The organism is Chitinilyticum aquatile DSM 21506, from assembly GCF_000430805.1.
GTDB lineage: Bacteria > Pseudomonadota > Gammaproteobacteria > Burkholderiales > Chitinibacteraceae > Chitinilyticum > Chitinilyticum aquatile.
In genome coordinates, this window is record NZ_KE387259.1 from 155,307 (window position 1) to 170,190 (window position 14,884).

Consider the following 14,884-nt stretch of genomic DNA (forward strand, 5'->3'; position numbering starts at 1 on the left):
ACTGACCGCTTTGCGGTTGAACCGCAAATGGAATACAAGATGCAAGAACATGCATTCGTCGGGCGACAGCCCATTCTGAACCGACAGCAGCAGATCATCGGCTATGAGCTGCTTTTCCGGCTCGACAAGGATTCGGTGAGCGCCGATTTCACCAGCGACATGCAGGCCGGCACCAATGTTCTCGTCAACACCCTGTCGAATATGGGCACGGACTGGCTGGTAGGCAGCAAGCTGGCGTTCATCAACGTTGCGGAGGCCATGCTGGAGAGCAACTTCCTCGAGTTGCTGCAACCCAATCGCGTCGTACTGGAAGTCGTTGAGTCGACCCAACCGACGCCGGAACTGCTGGAGCGCCTGAAAGACCTGCGTACCCAGGGTTTTGGGATCGCGCTGGATGATTTTGTCCTGACACCGCAAACCGTGCCCTTCATGGAGCATGCCAACTATATCAAGCTGGATATCCAGCAGCTTGGCATGCCACAGGTTCCCGGCCTGTCGAAGGAACTGCGGCGCTACCCAGCTCTGCAGGTCGCCGAAAAGGTTGAAACCAAGGAAGAATTCAAGCAGTGCCTCGATATTGGCTTTGACTGCTTCCAGGGCTATTACTTTGCCCATCCGGAAACGCTCTCTGCCAAGGTCATCAACCCAGGCTATGCCAATATCCTGAACCTGCTGAACATGCTGCGGAACAATGCTGAGATCCGTGACATCGAGAATGCGCTCAAGCGCGATGTGGCACTGTCATTCAAACTGCTGCGCTACATCAACTCGGCCGGTTTCGGACTTTCCTGCGAGATCCAGTCCTTCCGCCATGCAGTCACGATTCTTGGCTACCAGAAACTCTATCGCTGGCTGACTCTGCTTCTGGTTACCGCCGGCGCGGAAACTGGCGCTGCGCCGGCACTGCTCAAGACTGCGGTCACCCGTGGCCGTCTTGTGGAGTTGCTAGGCAGCCATTTCCTCGACGGTCAGGAACGCGACAACCTCTTCATTGTCGGGATGTTCTCCCTGCTCGACGTGCTGCTCGACATGCCGATGGACCAGATTCTGGAAACACTGATCCTGCCGGAAAACGTCTGCGATGCCCTGCAGCATCGTAGCGGCATCTACGGCCCCTTCCTCGAACTGACCGAGGCCTGTGAAGATCCGGAAATGACCGAAGTGCCGCGCATCTGCGAGCAATTGCAGATCAGTCCGGAAATGCTGAACAAGGCGCATGTGCAATCGCTGGCATGGGTTGAAGAACTCGGAGTGTGATTTACCTCGGGCAGCAAAGCACGTAGCACCATGTCAAAAAGCCGTTCCTGCCAAGGAACGGCTTTTTACTTTCCCCCAGATAATGGAGCAACAGTGATGGCGGAAGCGAACCTGGAATGATCAACAAGTACACCGCCTGAAATCGACTACACCCCGCCCCTTGCTCAAACCAGCCCAGGGCAAAAAATTCGCTCCGAGCCCCGGGCGATGCATCATCAGACTCCGCGGGCACGATCCCCATGGAAACGGGTAACAAAGGCCGGGAAAGCATCGGCCTCGATGGCTGCACGCATTTCCGCCATCAGTACCTGGTAGTAGCGCAGGTTGTGGATCGTATTGAGCTGGGCACCAAGAATTTCGCCACTGCGGAACAGATGGTGCAGGTAGGCACGGCTGAAGTTGCGGCAGGTATAACAATCGCACGACTCGTCGAGCGGGCGCTTATCCTGGCGATGGAAGGCATTCTTGATCTTGATGTCGCCATAGCGCGTGAACAGCATGCCATTGCGCGCGTTGCGGGTAGGCATCACGCAGTCGAACATGTCGATACCTTGCGAAACTCCGTAGACCAGATCTTCCGGCGTTCCCACGCCCATCAGGTAGCGCGGCTTGTGCACCGGCAGCTTCGGCGCGGTGTGCGCCAGAATGCGGACCATCTCTTCTTTCGGCTCGCCGACACTCAAGCCACCAATGGCCATGCCGTGAAAGCCGATGTCGTCGAGGCCGGCCAGCGATTCGTCACGCAGATCTTCATGCATGCCTCCCTGCACAATGCCAAACAGCGCATTCGGATTTTCCAGTCGATCGAATTCATCACGCGAGCGACGCGCCCAGCGCATCGACAAGCGCATCGAATCGGCTGCCTGCTTGTGATCTGCCGGGTATGGCGTACATTCGTCGAAGATCATCACGATGTCGGAATTGAGCACCTTCTGGATGCGCATCGATTCTTCCGGCGTCAGCATGAGCTTGTCGCCATTGACCGGACTCTGGAAACGCACCCCCTCCTCGGTGATCTTGCGCATGTCGCCCAGGCTAAACACCTGAAAGCCACCTGAGTCGGTGAGGATCGGCTTGCTCCAGCCCATGAAATCGTGCAGGCCGCCGAACTGGCTGACCACCTCCAGCCCCGGGCGCAGCCACAGGTGGAAGGTATTGCCCAGGCAGATTTGCGCTTCGATTTCATGCAGATCACGCGGCGTCATCGCCTTGACCGTGCCATAGGTTCCCACCGGCATGAATACCGGCGTTTCCACCACACCGTGGTTAAGCGTCATGGTGCCGCGACGCGCGCCACCACTGGTAGTTTTCAGTTCAAAAGTCAGACTCATGCTTTCCTCGCAAACCGGATAAACAGTCCGGCGCCACATTACATAACAAGGTATATACCCACGGCCATTTAAATAAAATGGCTACAGGCGCATACCCATCAAATCTGCTTTTCCAGCAACATGGCATCGCCATAGCTGAAAAAACGGTATTCATTCTTTACGGCATGCGCATACGCAGCACGCATCGTATCCAGCCCGGCAAACGCGGCGACCAGCATCAGCAGGGTCGAGCGCGGCAAGTGGAAATTGGTGATCAGGCGATCAACGATGCGGAACTCGTAACCGGGCGTGATGAAGATATTGGTATCACCTTCCGGCTCGGCCAGCAGACCCTGCTGCGACGCTGCTTCGAGCGCACGCAGGCTGGTGGTTCCCACCGCGATGATGCGCCCGCCAGCCTCTTTGGCGGCCTTCAGCCGCGCTACCACATCCGGCGCGATGCGGTAGCGTTCGTGATGCATCGTGTGGTCCTTGATGTTTTCCACCTGGACAGGCTTGAAGGTGCCTGCCCCCACATGCAGAGTCAGAAACTCAGTCGCGATACCGCGGCTGCGCAACTCCGCGAGCAAGGCATCGGTAAAATGCAGGCCGGCCGTTGGCGCCGCCACCGCACCGGGGTCACGGGCGTATACGGTCTGGTAGCGCTTCGCGTCCTCCTCATCCGGTGTATGCGTGATGTACGGTGGCAGCGGCAGACTGCCCGCAACATCCAGCATGTCGAGCACCGTACGCACACCTTGCGGAGCGCCATCAAAATCAAACTCCAGCAGAAACATCTCGGCCTGCCGTTCGATCATCGTCGCGCGAAAGCCGCCGTTGAAATGCAGAATCGCACCGGGCTTCGGGGATTTGCTGGCCCGCACCATCGCCAGAACCCGGCTTTCGCCCAGTACCCGCTCGACCAGCGCCTCGATCTTGCCACCGGAAGCCTTCTCGCCGAACAGACGCGCCTTGATCACGCGCGTATCATTGAACACCAGCACATCACCGGCACGCAGCAACTCCGGCAGGCAGGCAAAACGGTCATCACGAAGCGCAGCACCGTCCACGTGCAGCAGACGGCTTGCCCCGCGCTCGGCAGGCGGAAACTGTGCGATCAGGTGTTCGGGCAAATCATAGTCAAAATCGGCAATATGCATCGGAACAGACCCGCAAGGGCGAAGTAGCAAAACTACGGGATGATACCATCTGTTACGCCCGCGAGGCCGCACCAACATTAGTTTCCGCTACTACAAACCGCCGAACGGGCGTGGAAAGTTACCGGAAAATGCCGGCTTTTTCTGGACAAGTTCGCCCATCCTGCGGCAAACTCCCGCCGATAAACGATGACGATAGGTTGATTGCATGTCTGAAACGCAGTCGATACTGGTGTTACACGGCCCGAACCTGAACCTGCTGGGTGTACGCGAACCCCAGCACTACGGAGCGGAGACGCTGGCCAGTATCAACCAGAGACTGATTGACCTCGGGCAGGCACATGGCGTACCCGTCACGTGCTTCCAGTCCAACCGCGAATACGAGCTGATCGAGCGCGTACATGCCACGCTAACCGATGGCACTGCATACATCGTCATCAATCCGGCCGCGTTCACCCACACCAGTGTGGCGCTGCGCGATGCACTGGCCGGAGTCAAAAAACCGTTTGTGGAAGTTCATCTCTCCAACGTGCATGCCCGCGAGGCATTCCGTCACCATTCCTATTTTTCGGATCTGGCGACCGGGGTGATCTGCGGGCTGGGTGCCAAGGGTTACGAATATGCCCTGCACTTCGCGTTGGCCCAATTACAGCCGGCAAACTGAAGAACCGGCGTTTCGAGCTTTCTCACTGAGTAGAGATAAAGGGGTTGTTCTCATGGATCTGCGTAAACTTAAAAAACTGATCGACCTGGTCGAAGAGTCCGGCATTGCCGAACTGGAAGTGACCGAGGGCGAGGAAAAAGTTCGCATTACCCGCGTCAATCAGAATGTGGCCGCATTTGCGCAGCCCATGCACTATCAGCTGCCGCCTGCTGCGGCGCCTGCTGCTGCCCCCGCTGCAGCCGAAGCCCCTGCCGACATCGGCAATGGCCTGCCGGCCGGGCATGTCGTCAAGTCACCGATGGTCGGTTCCTTCTATCGCGCGTCCGGCCCGGACAGCAAGCCGTTTGTCGAAGTTGGCCAGACCGTCAATGCTGGCGACACGCTGTGCATCATCGAAGCCATGAAGCTGATGAATGAAATCGAAGCCGATGTCTCCGGCACCGTGAAGGCCATCCTGATCAGCAATGGCGAGCCGGTCGAATACGGCGAACCGCTGTTTGTTATCGCTTGATTCTGTGAGACGTCCGGCGTGATTTCGCCGGTCTCCCGCAACCTCACGGAGTTTCCCCAGCATGTTTGACAAGATTCTTATCGCCAACCGCGGCGAAATTGCGCTGCGAGTTCTGCGCGCCTGCCGCGAAATGGGCATCAAGACCGTGGTCGTGCATTCCGAAATCGACCGCGAAGCCAAATACGTCAAGCTGGCCGACGAATCGGTCTGCATCGGCCCGAACCCCTCGCCACAATCCTACCTGAACATGGCAGCCCTGATTGCCGCAGCCGAAGTCACTGGCGCGCAGGCCATCCATCCCGGCTACGGTTTCCTCAGTGAAAATGCTGACTTCGCGCAGCGCGTGGAAGAGTCCGGTTTTGCCTTCATCGGCCCGACACCGGAATCGATCCGCATCATGGGCGACAAGGTATCGGCCAAAGACGCCATGAAAAAGGCCGGCGTACCCTGCGTACCCGGCTCGGATGGCGCGCTGCCGGACGACCCGAAGGAAATGATCGCCATCGGGCGCAAGGTCGGCTATCCGGTCATTATCAAGGCTGCAGGCGGTGGCGGTGGCCGCGGCATGCGCGTGGTACACAACGAAGAAGAACTGCTGCGCTCGGTCGAAATGACCAAGAGCGAAGCGCAGGCAGCGTTTGGCAACCCGGTGGTCTATATGGAGAAATTCCTGCAGACGCCGCGCCATGTCGAAATCCAGATTCTGGCCGACCAGCATGGCAATGCCATCTATCTCGGCGAACGCGACTGCTCGCTGCAGCGCCGCCACCAGAAAGTCATCGAAGAAGCACCGGCACCGGGCGTGACCGATGAGCAACGCAAGCGCGTCGGCGAAGCCTGCGCGGCCGCCTGCCGCCTGATCGGCTACCGTGGCGCCGGCACTTTCGAATTCCTGTACGAAAACGGCGAGTTCTACTTCATCGAGATGAACACCCGCGTACAGGTGGAGCATCCTGTCACCGAGATGATCACCGGAATCGACATCGTGCAGGAGCAGATCCGCGTTGCGGCCGGCCTGCCACTGCAGTACACGCAAGAAGACGTCGTACTGAAAGGCCACTCGATCGAGTGCCGCATCAATGCCGAAGACCCGCTCAAGTTCATCCCGAGCCCGGGTCGCATCACCACCTGGCATACTCCAGGTGGTCCGGGCGTGCGCGTTGATTCGCACGTCTACACCGGCTATTTCGTTCCGCCCAACTACGACTCGATGATCGGCAAGATCATCACCTACGGCAAGACGCGCGAGCAGGCGATGGCACGCATGCGCATCGCCCTGTCGGAAATGGTCGTGCAGGGCATTTCGACCAACATTCCACTGCACCAGCAGCTGTTGCTGGATGCGGAATTCATCAAGGGTGGCACCAGCATCCACCATCTGGAACACCAGATGCCGGAAATCCGCGCGCTACTGGAAAAGAAGCTCGCCAGCTAGGCAAGCCATACACCCTTGCATCAAAAAAGGCAGCTTCGGCTGCCTTTTTTGTCGTCAACGTCACAGCTGGCAAATACGGCATAGCCATGATGGTGTGCCCGCTGCTAGGATTCTTGCTTCCTCTGTCAATATTTTGCAGGTCAGCATGGACGATCAAGCGCAGCAAACCATTCAGGAAAAGCAGCCACCGGTGCTGTTCAAGGAAACCCAGCAACTGGTACGCCAGATTTCCGCACAACTCGACGGCACCCTGCTGTGCTACTGGAACAACCCGCGTGGTGAGGTGTGCCACAACGATGTCCTGGTGTTGTACGAACTGCTGGAAAGCATCGGCCGCCAGGAAAAAGTCTATCTTTTCATCAAATCGAATGGCGGCAATGGCAAGGCCTCGCTGCGCTTCGTGAACCTGCTGCGCCAGTACACACAGCGCTTCATTGCGCTGGCACCACTGGAATGTGCGTCGGCGGCCACCATGATTGCCATCGGCGCCGACCAGATCCAGATGGGCCCGCTGGCATACCTGACTGCAGTCGATACCTCGCTCACGCACGACCTCTCGCCCATCGACCGCGACAATGACCGCGTCAGCGTCAGCCTGGACGAACTCAAGCGCGTAATCCGCCTGTGGCGCGAAGAGAAATCCGACTCAATGGAAAACCCCTTCAAGTCGCTCTACCAGTATGTGCATCCGCTGGTGATCGGCGCGGTTGACCGCGCCGATTCGCTGTCGATCATGCTGTGCCGCGAGTTGCTCGCCAGCCATATGGATGATGAAAGCGCCATCGAACGCATTGCCAGCGAACTCAATACCAAGTATCCGTCGCACTCGTATCCGATCCTGATTGACGAAGCGCGCAGGCTGGGGCTGAAAACCGATCCGATGGACCCGCGCATCAATCAGCAGCTGCTGCAGCTCAACAAGCTCTACAGTGAAATGGGCCAGAAAGCCACCACCGATTACGACGACACGCATGCCCACGGCAACGAAATCCTCAATATTTTCGAAGCCCCGGGCATCCAGCTCTACTTCCAGCAGGACATGGACTGGTTCTACCGCGAACAGGAACGGCGCTGGATCCGCATGAACGACAACTCCAGCTGGCGCAAACTGGAAAGCATCGGCGGCAAAACACGCCGCAGCGTGCTGCATATCGCCTGACGGGATGCCGGCATGAGCACCCACCACATCATCCAGTCCGGCAACTGGCAAATGGAAATCCCGGCCGACTGGGAAGAGCCGGATCCGGATTCGGACCGGCTCTACTTTGAGTCGGCCGACGGAGAAAAAGGCCTCTATCTGCTGAGTATCCATTACGAGGCTGGCGAAGACGCCCACAGCGTGGCCGACGAGCTGCTCGCACTCGACGCGGCCGGCTGGGAGGATGACCCAAGTTACGAATGGCAGATACCCTGCAACGAACGCCTCGAAACAGACGCCGGCCTCATCCATTACTTCGAGCGTTACGACCCCGTCCTGCAATACCGCATCGTCACCAAACTGCTTGTGCGCCTGCCGGTCGTGGTGCGTGGCACATTTCACGATTATGCGTGCACTGATCATGAGACCTCGCGCGTTTGGTTCAGCCGGATGATTGCCTCACTGGAGTTGCATGCATGAGTTATGACCTCTGTTTCTGGCGCCAATCAGGGCTGGAAACAAGCCTTCCAGCCGATATTCATGCCACTCTCTGCGCGGGCGAGTTCCATCCGGGGCTGGATGAGCTTCCGGTCGCAGCCATGCTGCAGGCGCTGGCAACGCTGCTCGGGCCGGACTGGGAGCAATCCGATCCGAGCTGCTGGCAGTCACGACATGGCAAGCCCCGTGTTTTCGAGCTGGCTCATTCCTCACAGCATTTTCTGTTCTGCTGCAAGGGACTGACTGGCGATGACATGAACCAGCTCATCGACTGGGCATGGGAATTCGATTGCCGCCTGTTTGACCCGCAAACCGGCGAGCGCTACGCATAGCTGACACCCTTCCGCCAGCCAGTCCTTTCCCGCAGCCGGCGCAGATGCGACAATGTCGGTCATTTTCCCTGTACTTCCGGATTTCCAATGCCCTGGCAAGAACTGCGCATCACCACTGACTCCCGCCACGCCGAAGCCCTTTCCGACGCACTGTTTGACCTCGGCGCCCTCTCGGTTTCCATCGAAGATGCCGCCGCCGGAACCGCAGCAGAAAAGCCCATCTTTGGCGAACCGGGCGAACCGGTGGACCAGCTCTGGGACAACAGCATCGTGGTCGCGCATCTGGATGAAGGCATGGATGCCGACCTGAGCGTGGCTGCAGCAGCCCAGGCCATCGGCGAGCCTTTGCCACAGTACGAGGTGGTCACGATCGAAGAACAGGACTGGGTACGCCTGACGCAATCGCAGTTCGACCCGATTCCGATTTCGCAGCGCCTGTGGATCACGCCGACCTGGCATGAATGCCCCGATCCGGCCGCGGTCAACATCCAGCTTGATCCGGGCCTGGCATTCGGCACCGGCAGCCACCCCACCACCCGCCTGTGCCTGCAGTGGCTGGATGCCAATCTCAAGGGCGGAGAAACCGTGCTGGACTATGGCTGTGGCTCTGGCATTCTGGCCATCGCGGCGAAAAAGCTCGGCGCCGGTGACACAGTGGGCGTCGACATCGACCCGCAGGCCATGATCGCGTCCGCGCAGAATGCCGAACAGAATGAGGTAGACATCGCCTTCTTCCTGCCGGATGACGTTCAGGGCGGCCAGTTCGACGTGGTTGTTGCCAATATTCTCACCAACCCGCTGAAGGCTCTGGCGCCCATGCTGGCCGGCCGGGTAAAGACGGGCGGCCGCATTACGCTTTCGGGCATTCTGAGCGAACAGGCCGACGACGTGATGGCGATCTACGCACAATGGTTCGACTTCGCCCCAGCCGCCAGCCATGAAGGCTGGGTGTGTCTCTCCGGCACACGCCGCTGACATCCTGCGCCAGCCTGTGAGGAAAACCGGCTAGAATACGCGCCATGAGCCAGATCACCCGCTGCCCCAACTGCGCCACGACCTTCCGCGTATCCGACCAGCAACTGGCCGCATACGGCGGCAAGGTACGCTGCGGGCGTTGTGCCTTTGTATTCAATGCGCTCAACTGCCGTGTAGAAGGTGAAGTGGCGGCAACGGCAACTCCGGCCGGCGCGGGAGAACAACCGGCCACCCCGGCAGCACGCAGCAGCACTCCAGCCGCACGCCCGCAGCAGGCGGCAGGAAACCCCAATCAGCCAACGGAGGCAAGCCAGCCCGCAACCGTGGTGGCACCTGCACCTGCACCTGCACCTGCACCTGCACCTGCACCTGCACCTGCACCTGCACCTGCACCTGCACCTGCACCTGCACCTGCACCTGCACCTGCACCTGCAACCGAGCATACCCAGAGCCATATACAGCCACAAGCTGCAATTCAAAAGGGCTCCACAGCAATACCCGACAATGAACAATCAGCAAAGGACAAGGCTCGACTAAAATCCTTGCGGCGTAGCGACCGCCTGGCTGCACACACACACATGCCGCTGCCCGGTAGCCGCAAGGCAGTGCTCCCGGAACCGGAAACGATGCCGGAAGCCGCTGCCGCAGTAAGCAGCAAGGAAAAGAGCAGTTCCGATTACAACCCGATCCGCCTGCCGGAAGACGAGGCTCTGTTCGATCCGGTGCCCGTGCACAGGGGCGAATGGAAGTGGGCCATTCTGTCCGGACTCATGCTGGCACTGCTCCTGGCGCAAGCCGCCTTCCTGTTCCGCCAGTCGCTCAGCATGCGTCATCCGGTGCTGCGTCCTTACTTCGTGCAATTGTGCGGAGAATTCGGCTGCGCAATGCCGCTGCCGCGCGAAGCTGACCAGCTGAAGCTCGAGTTTTCCGAGCTGACCTTCGTTCCGGGCCACCCGAACCTGATCCAGATGACCGCCACCCTGCGCAATCTGGCCGCCTTCGAGCAAAGCCTGCCCCTGCTGGAACTGACGTTGACCGATGACCAGAAGCGCGTGATCGCCAAGCGTGTTTTCAAGCCGCAGGATTACCTCGCCCCCGGCGAAAAGAACCGCCAGTCACTGCTGCCGTCGGACGAATTGCACGCCTTCCTGCAGCTTGACCAGGGCGAAGCGCAGGCGACTGATTTCTCGCTGTTCTGGTTCTACGACTAGTTCACACCCGCAGCCGCAGCACAGACACCGCAACATCCGGTGGACGCCGGCACTGGCGCTGCTGCCCGGACTAGCCTACGCTGTAAGCACTGTCCTTTTTTACGAGGTTGTGCCCCATGTCCACCGTCTTGCTCAATGGCACCCCGATCAATGTCGGCGGCCGCTTTCCCCGCGCCGGAGATCCGGCCCCCAGTTTCATGCTGGTCGATACCAATCTGCAGGATGTTGCGCTCTCGAAATTCTGGAAACGCAAGAAACTGATCGCTGTCGTACCCAGCCTGGATGCCGCCATCGGCATGGTGATTGCCAAGCGCATGGAGGGACTGGGCTACGAACTGGACCACACCGTACTGCTCACCGTATCGGTCGATACGCCCTACGCACTGTCGCGCATCGGCGAGAGCGAGGGCTTTCACAAGGTGCAGCTGATGTCCACACTCCGCGGACGCGATTTCCACAAGGATTATGGCGTCATGATCACCGACGTGCCGCTCTCCGGCCTGATGGCTACCGCGCTGATCGCACTGGACGAAACAGACACCGTCGTCTACTCCGAACTGGTCAGCGACATCAACAGCGAGCCGAACTACAACGCGGCCATCGAAGCCCTCAACCCGCCAAAGGCAGAAGAAACCGAAGCCTGAGGCGCGCGTCACAAGCCTTCGCAGAGCAAGCCCGCAATTGCGGGCTTGCTTTTGCCTTCATCAATTGTTAGATTCAATCAAACAAGCAATCCCAATAGCCACACACTTCATAAGGAGATACCCATGGCTTCCGTTACCCTTGGCGGCAATTCTGTTGCACTGAATGGTTCTTTCCCGCAAGCAGGTGCCAAAGCGCCTGCGTTTACGCTCGTCGGCAAGGACCTCGCCGATGTTGCGCTGGCCCAGTTTGCCGGCAAGCGCAAGATTCTCAACATTTTCCCGAGCGTCGATACGGCCGTGTGCGCCGCCTCGGTGCGCCGTTTCAATGAAACGGCAAGCCAGCTGGCCAATACCGTCGTCCTGTGCATCTCGGCCGACCTGCCGTTCGCGCAGAGCCGCTTCTGCGGTGCCGAAGGCCTGGAGAACGTTGTCACCCTGTCGACCATGCGCGGCCGCGATTTCCTCGCAGCCTACGGCGTCGACATCGCCAGCGGCCCGCTCGCCGGCGTTGCTGCACGTGCCGTCGTCGTACTGGATGAAAACGACACGGTGCTGTTCAGCCAGCTCGTTCCGGAAATCAAGGACGAGCCGGACTACGCTGCAGCTCTCGCCGCACTGGCCTGATTCACCACCGCCTGTTTTGCAATGCGCCGGCACTCGCCGGCGCATTTGTTTTATAGTGCCGCTTACGCCCTCTTCCCGATAGCCACTCCGCCTCATGCCGTCCCTGCCCTGGCCACACCCGGCATTCAGCCATCCGGGGTTCGCGCCGTTCCGGCCCTTTCTCTCCCGGTTCAGCCTCTTTCCCGATCATGCCGACTGGGCTGCATGCGCAGCACCTTGCCAGCTTGACAGCGGCATCCCGGTCCGTTTCGTCGCCCCCGAACTCATTAGCGATTACTACGAAACCGCCATCACCCGCGACGGCACGGTAGCAACGCGCGCAGACAACTGGCATGACGCCTTCAATGCACTGATCTGGCACCATTTTCCGCACAGCAAACTCGCATTCAATGCCCTGCATCAGCGGGAAATCACACGCAGCAGCAATCCGGCGCAGCGAGGACCGGTACGCGATGCCGCCACGCTGCTCGATGAATGCGGGCTGCTGATTACCAGCAGTGACCCGGCGCTACTGGATGCGCTGGCAGCCCATGACTGGCAAGCACTCTTTGCTGCTGAGCACTGGAGCGTGCGGCTGGGTGCCTGCGTGATCGGCCATGCCACGCTGGAAAGCCTGCTGAATCCCTTCATCGGCCTCACCGGCAAATGCGTGCCGGTGCTCGTGCCACCCGAGTATTTCAATCAGGATTCGCAGCACCAGCTGGCAGCACTGGATCGCACCCTGGCAACGGCAATCAGCGCAGGCTGGCTGCAATCGCCACGCCAGTTGCCCGTACTGCCCTGGCTGGGAATTCCGGGCTGGTGGCCGGAACAGGATGCGGCTTTTTACGCGGATACGACACATTTCTGCCCGCAACCCCCTCGGCAGCGTCACAGTCACACCACGAGAGCTCAAAACGCATTAACATTAGTAATCGCTTAGCAGGGTGGTACTCGAGAGCCGGGTTCCGGCCCGACGTGCGCAGGGACAAACCCGCCGCATGCCAGCCCTCTGAGCTGGATAGCCCTGATACTTGCTTTCATCCTGTTGCCCGGCATGGCCGTGCAGCAGGGAACACAGGCTGGATTGCACCAGCCTGCCAGGCCAGCGCGGGCCGGCGGCAAACCGGCTGGCGCATGTCAGATACCGAACACGCGATGCGGAGAATGTGCATGAAACACCCGTGGAAAGCCTTGTGTACCACAGCCCTGCTGGCCTTGCTGGCAAACCCGGCCAATGCCAAGGTCAAGATCGAATTCTGGACCATGAGCCTCGCACCGAAGTTCGAGCCCTATTTCAAGACGCTGGAAAAGAAATATGAAGCCGAGAACCCGAATGTCGACGTGGTCTGGGTGGACTACCCGTGGGACCAGATCCGCGGCAAGGCCTTTGCCGCCATCGCGGTAAACCAGTCGCCGGCACTGATCAACTTCAACGTGGAATGGGCGTATGACTTTGCCCAGTTCAACGCCATCCGCCCGATTGATGACATGCTGGGTGCGGATCGCGACAAATACACCGCCGGTGCGCTGGCTGACGTGACCTTCAAGGGCGGCAAAACCTACGCCTTCCCCTGGTACAACGCGGTATCAGTGCTCGCCGTCAACAGCACCATCTTCAAGCAGGCCGGACTGAACCCCGCACAACGCCTGACCACACTGGACGAACAGCTCGCCGCAGCCACCGTCATCGCCAGCAAAACCAAGATTCCGGGCCTGGCGCCGACTCTGGGTCAACCCATCGGGCTGTTCATGGCAGAAGGCCTGCCCATCGTGCAAGATGGCCGCGCAGTGTTCAATTCGCCCAAGCATGTCGAACTGATCCGCAAGTATGCAGCCGCCTACGCGGCAGGCGCTCTGGCCAAGGACGGCCTGTTCGCCGAAGACAATTTTGCCAATTCGATCAAGATGTACAACGCCGGCAAGCTGGCCATGCTGGAGACCTCGCCGACCGCATTGAAAACGGTAAAGGAAGAAGGCAAGGCCGTGTATGCCGTGACTGAAGTGATGCCGGCCACCGCCGGCCCGACCGGTGTGGTGAAGGGCGGCTGGCTGTTCAACTTTGTCGTGCCGAAAAACATCGATCCGGCCATCGTTCCCGAAGTCGCCAAGTTCGCCAAGTTCCTGACCAACGACGCCAATCAGCTGGAATTCTCCAAGGCCACTGGTGGCACCTTCCCGTCGGTGCGCCAGGCGACGCAGGATGGCTTCTTCCAGAAGCTGCCAGCCAATGCCGGCGCACTGGAAAAGGGTCGTGCGATCGGTGCGGCCTCGCTCGACAACGTGCGTACACTCACGCTGCTGGGTGTGGCCAACCCCGACCCGCTGCGCAAGAAGCTGATTGAAGAAGTGGAATCTGCCGTTACCGGCCGCAAGGACGCCAAGCAGGCACTGGATACCGCAGCGGCCTACTGGAATGCCAACATGAACAAGAAGTAAACCTGCTACGGCAGAACGACAATGCCCTCGCTTGCGAGGGCATTGTCGTTTATACGCACCAATGTATTGACTTACAGCCATTCACGCGAAATGGCTACAGGCACATACCCTGACTATATCGCATCACGGTATTTCGCCATCAGGCGGACATAGTGCGCGGCGGAATAGTTGAAGCTTTCCAGTTCCTCGGGTGTCAGATCACGCACGGCCTTGGCGGGTCGGCCGACGTAGAGCTTGCCGGATTCCAGTTCCTTGCCGGGCGGTACCAGCGAGCCGGCGCCGATCATCACGCGTTTGCGGATGACGGCGCGGTCCAGAATGATGGTTCCCATCCCGACCAGCACTTCATCTTCAATCGTGCAGCCATGCAGAATCACGCCATGGCCAATGGTCACGCGATTGCCGATCACCAGTGGCGCGCCAGCCGGGTCGTCCGGGCGCTTGTGCGTGACATGAAGCACGGCATTGTCCTGCACATTCGAATCATCACCGATATGGATGTGGTTCACGTCGCCGCGCAGTACCGCGCACGGCCACACCGAAGCATTGCGGCCCAGCTTCACATCGCCGATTACCTGCCCGGCTTCGTGCACCCAGGCTCCTTCGCCCAGCTGCGGGCTAATGCCGTCAAATTTGCCGATTGCCATCCTGTTTCTCCCTCCTTTAGGCCAGCACAAAGCACGAGCTTAGCAGAAAGCCCTGTCGGCAAG

Annotated in this window: 17 protein-coding genes and 1 pseudogene; 14 read left to right on the forward strand and 4 right to left on the reverse strand. The window is 59.4% G+C overall.

Annotated features, from left to right (window positions below; translation table 11 throughout):
* Positions 1-39 precede the first annotated feature (39 nt).
* Positions 40-1,257, forward strand: coding sequence for an EAL and HDOD domain-containing protein (locus H559_RS0113940; RefSeq protein ID WP_028453174.1), 1,218 nt, complete (start codon positions 40-42; stop codon positions 1,255-1,257).
* A gap of 215 nt (positions 1,258-1,472) precedes the next feature.
* On the opposite strand, the gene tgt is transcribed toward H559_RS0113940, so the two are convergent.
* Both tgt and queA read right to left on the reverse strand, forming a co-directional pair.
* Positions 1,473-2,588: a tRNA guanosine(34) transglycosylase Tgt gene (gene tgt / locus H559_RS0113945; RefSeq protein WP_211230950.1), complete on the reverse strand. Its 1,116-nt coding sequence runs from the start codon at positions 2,586-2,588 to the stop codon at positions 1,473-1,475.
* Positions 2,589-2,686: 98 nt separating this feature from the next.
* The gene (gene queA / locus H559_RS0113950; RefSeq protein ID WP_028453176.1) at positions 2,687-3,727 is read right to left on the reverse strand and encodes a tRNA preQ1(34) S-adenosylmethionine ribosyltransferase-isomerase QueA; all 1,041 of its coding nucleotides are present in this window, start codon (positions 3,725-3,727) and stop codon (positions 2,687-2,689) included.
* A 205-nt stretch (positions 3,728-3,932) separates the two neighbouring features.
* Between queA and aroQ the strand changes: the two genes are divergently transcribed.
* From aroQ to H559_RS23430, 8 genes and pseudogenes are all read left to right on the forward strand, one after another.
* Entirely contained in the window at positions 3,933-4,388 is a 456-nt protein-coding gene (gene aroQ / locus H559_RS0113955) for a type II 3-dehydroquinate dehydratase (RefSeq protein ID WP_028453177.1), read from the forward strand.
* A 52-nt stretch (positions 4,389-4,440) separates the two neighbouring features.
* Positions 4,441-4,899, forward strand: coding sequence for an acetyl-CoA carboxylase biotin carboxyl carrier protein (gene accB / locus H559_RS0113960; protein WP_028453178.1), 459 nt, complete (start codon positions 4,441-4,443; stop codon positions 4,897-4,899).
* Positions 4,900-4,960: 61 nt separating this feature from the next.
* On the forward strand, positions 4,961-6,334 hold the full coding sequence (gene accC, locus H559_RS0113965; protein ID WP_028453179.1) for an acetyl-CoA carboxylase biotin carboxylase subunit: 1,374 nt from the start codon (positions 4,961-4,963) through the stop codon (positions 6,332-6,334).
* A 145-nt stretch (positions 6,335-6,479) separates the two neighbouring features.
* Positions 6,480-7,493 carry an SDH family Clp fold serine proteinase gene (locus H559_RS0113970; protein ID WP_028453180.1) on the forward strand — a complete coding sequence of 338 codons (1,014 nt, stop codon included), beginning with the start codon at positions 6,480-6,482 and terminating at the stop codon, positions 7,491-7,493.
* Between the two features lie 12 nt (positions 7,494-7,505).
* A complete protein-coding gene (locus H559_RS0113975) occupies positions 7,506-7,952 on the forward strand; it encodes a hypothetical protein (protein WP_028453181.1) in 447 nt (148 codons plus the stop codon).
* The gene (locus H559_RS0113980; protein ID WP_028453182.1) at positions 7,949-8,302 is read left to right on the forward strand and encodes a hypothetical protein; all 354 of its coding nucleotides are present in this window, start codon (positions 7,949-7,951) and stop codon (positions 8,300-8,302) included. Before H559_RS0113975 ends, H559_RS0113980 begins: the two co-directional genes overlap by 4 nt.
* An 87-nt stretch (positions 8,303-8,389) precedes the next feature.
* Positions 8,390-9,277, forward strand: coding sequence for a 50S ribosomal protein L11 methyltransferase (gene prmA / locus H559_RS0113985; RefSeq protein ID WP_028453183.1), 888 nt, complete (start codon positions 8,390-8,392; stop codon positions 9,275-9,277).
* A 44-nt stretch (positions 9,278-9,321) separates the two neighbouring features.
* Positions 9,322-9,426, forward strand: a pseudogene (locus H559_RS23430) (MJ0042-type zinc finger domain-containing protein); the annotation flags it as partial.
* Positions 9,427-9,439: 13 nt separating this feature from the next.
* On the opposite strand, the gene H559_RS23220 reads toward H559_RS23430, so the two are convergent.
* On the reverse strand, positions 9,440-9,700 hold the full coding sequence (locus H559_RS23220) for a hypothetical protein (RefSeq protein ID WP_245579378.1): 261 nt from the start codon (positions 9,698-9,700) through the stop codon (positions 9,440-9,442).
* Between H559_RS23220 and H559_RS23225 the strand changes: the two genes are divergently transcribed.
* The 5 genes from H559_RS23225 (at position 9,604) to H559_RS0114015 (ending at position 14,174) form a co-directional block, all read left to right on the forward strand.
* Positions 9,604-10,488, forward strand: a complete 885-nt coding sequence (locus tag H559_RS23225; RefSeq protein WP_505636076.1) for a DUF3426 domain-containing protein — start codon at positions 9,604-9,606, stop codon at positions 10,486-10,488. The genes H559_RS23220 and H559_RS23225 overlap by 97 nt on opposite strands.
* A 116-nt stretch (positions 10,489-10,604) precedes the next feature.
* The gene (gene tpx, locus H559_RS0114000; protein WP_028453185.1) at positions 10,605-11,132 is read left to right on the forward strand and encodes a thiol peroxidase; all 528 of its coding nucleotides are present in this window, start codon (positions 10,605-10,607) and stop codon (positions 11,130-11,132) included.
* A gap of 123 nt (positions 11,133-11,255) precedes the next feature.
* Positions 11,256-11,756 (forward strand): thiol peroxidase, encoded by a 501-nt coding sequence (gene tpx / locus H559_RS0114005; protein WP_028453186.1) that lies wholly within the window; start codon positions 11,256-11,258, stop codon positions 11,754-11,756.
* 94 nt (positions 11,757-11,850) lie between these two features.
* On the forward strand, positions 11,851-12,678 hold the full coding sequence (locus H559_RS20535; RefSeq protein WP_051279507.1) for a DUF3025 domain-containing protein: 828 nt from the start codon (positions 11,851-11,853) through the stop codon (positions 12,676-12,678).
* Between the two features lie 230 nt (positions 12,679-12,908).
* A complete protein-coding gene (locus H559_RS0114015; protein WP_034641451.1) occupies positions 12,909-14,174 on the forward strand; it encodes an extracellular solute-binding protein in 1,266 nt (421 codons plus the stop codon).
* Between the two features lie 113 nt (positions 14,175-14,287).
* Here H559_RS0114015 and H559_RS0114020 read toward each other — a convergent pair whose 3' ends face one another.
* Entirely contained in the window at positions 14,288-14,821 is a 534-nt protein-coding gene (locus tag H559_RS0114020; protein WP_028453188.1) for a gamma carbonic anhydrase family protein, read from the reverse strand.
* Positions 14,822-14,884 lie beyond the last annotated feature (63 nt).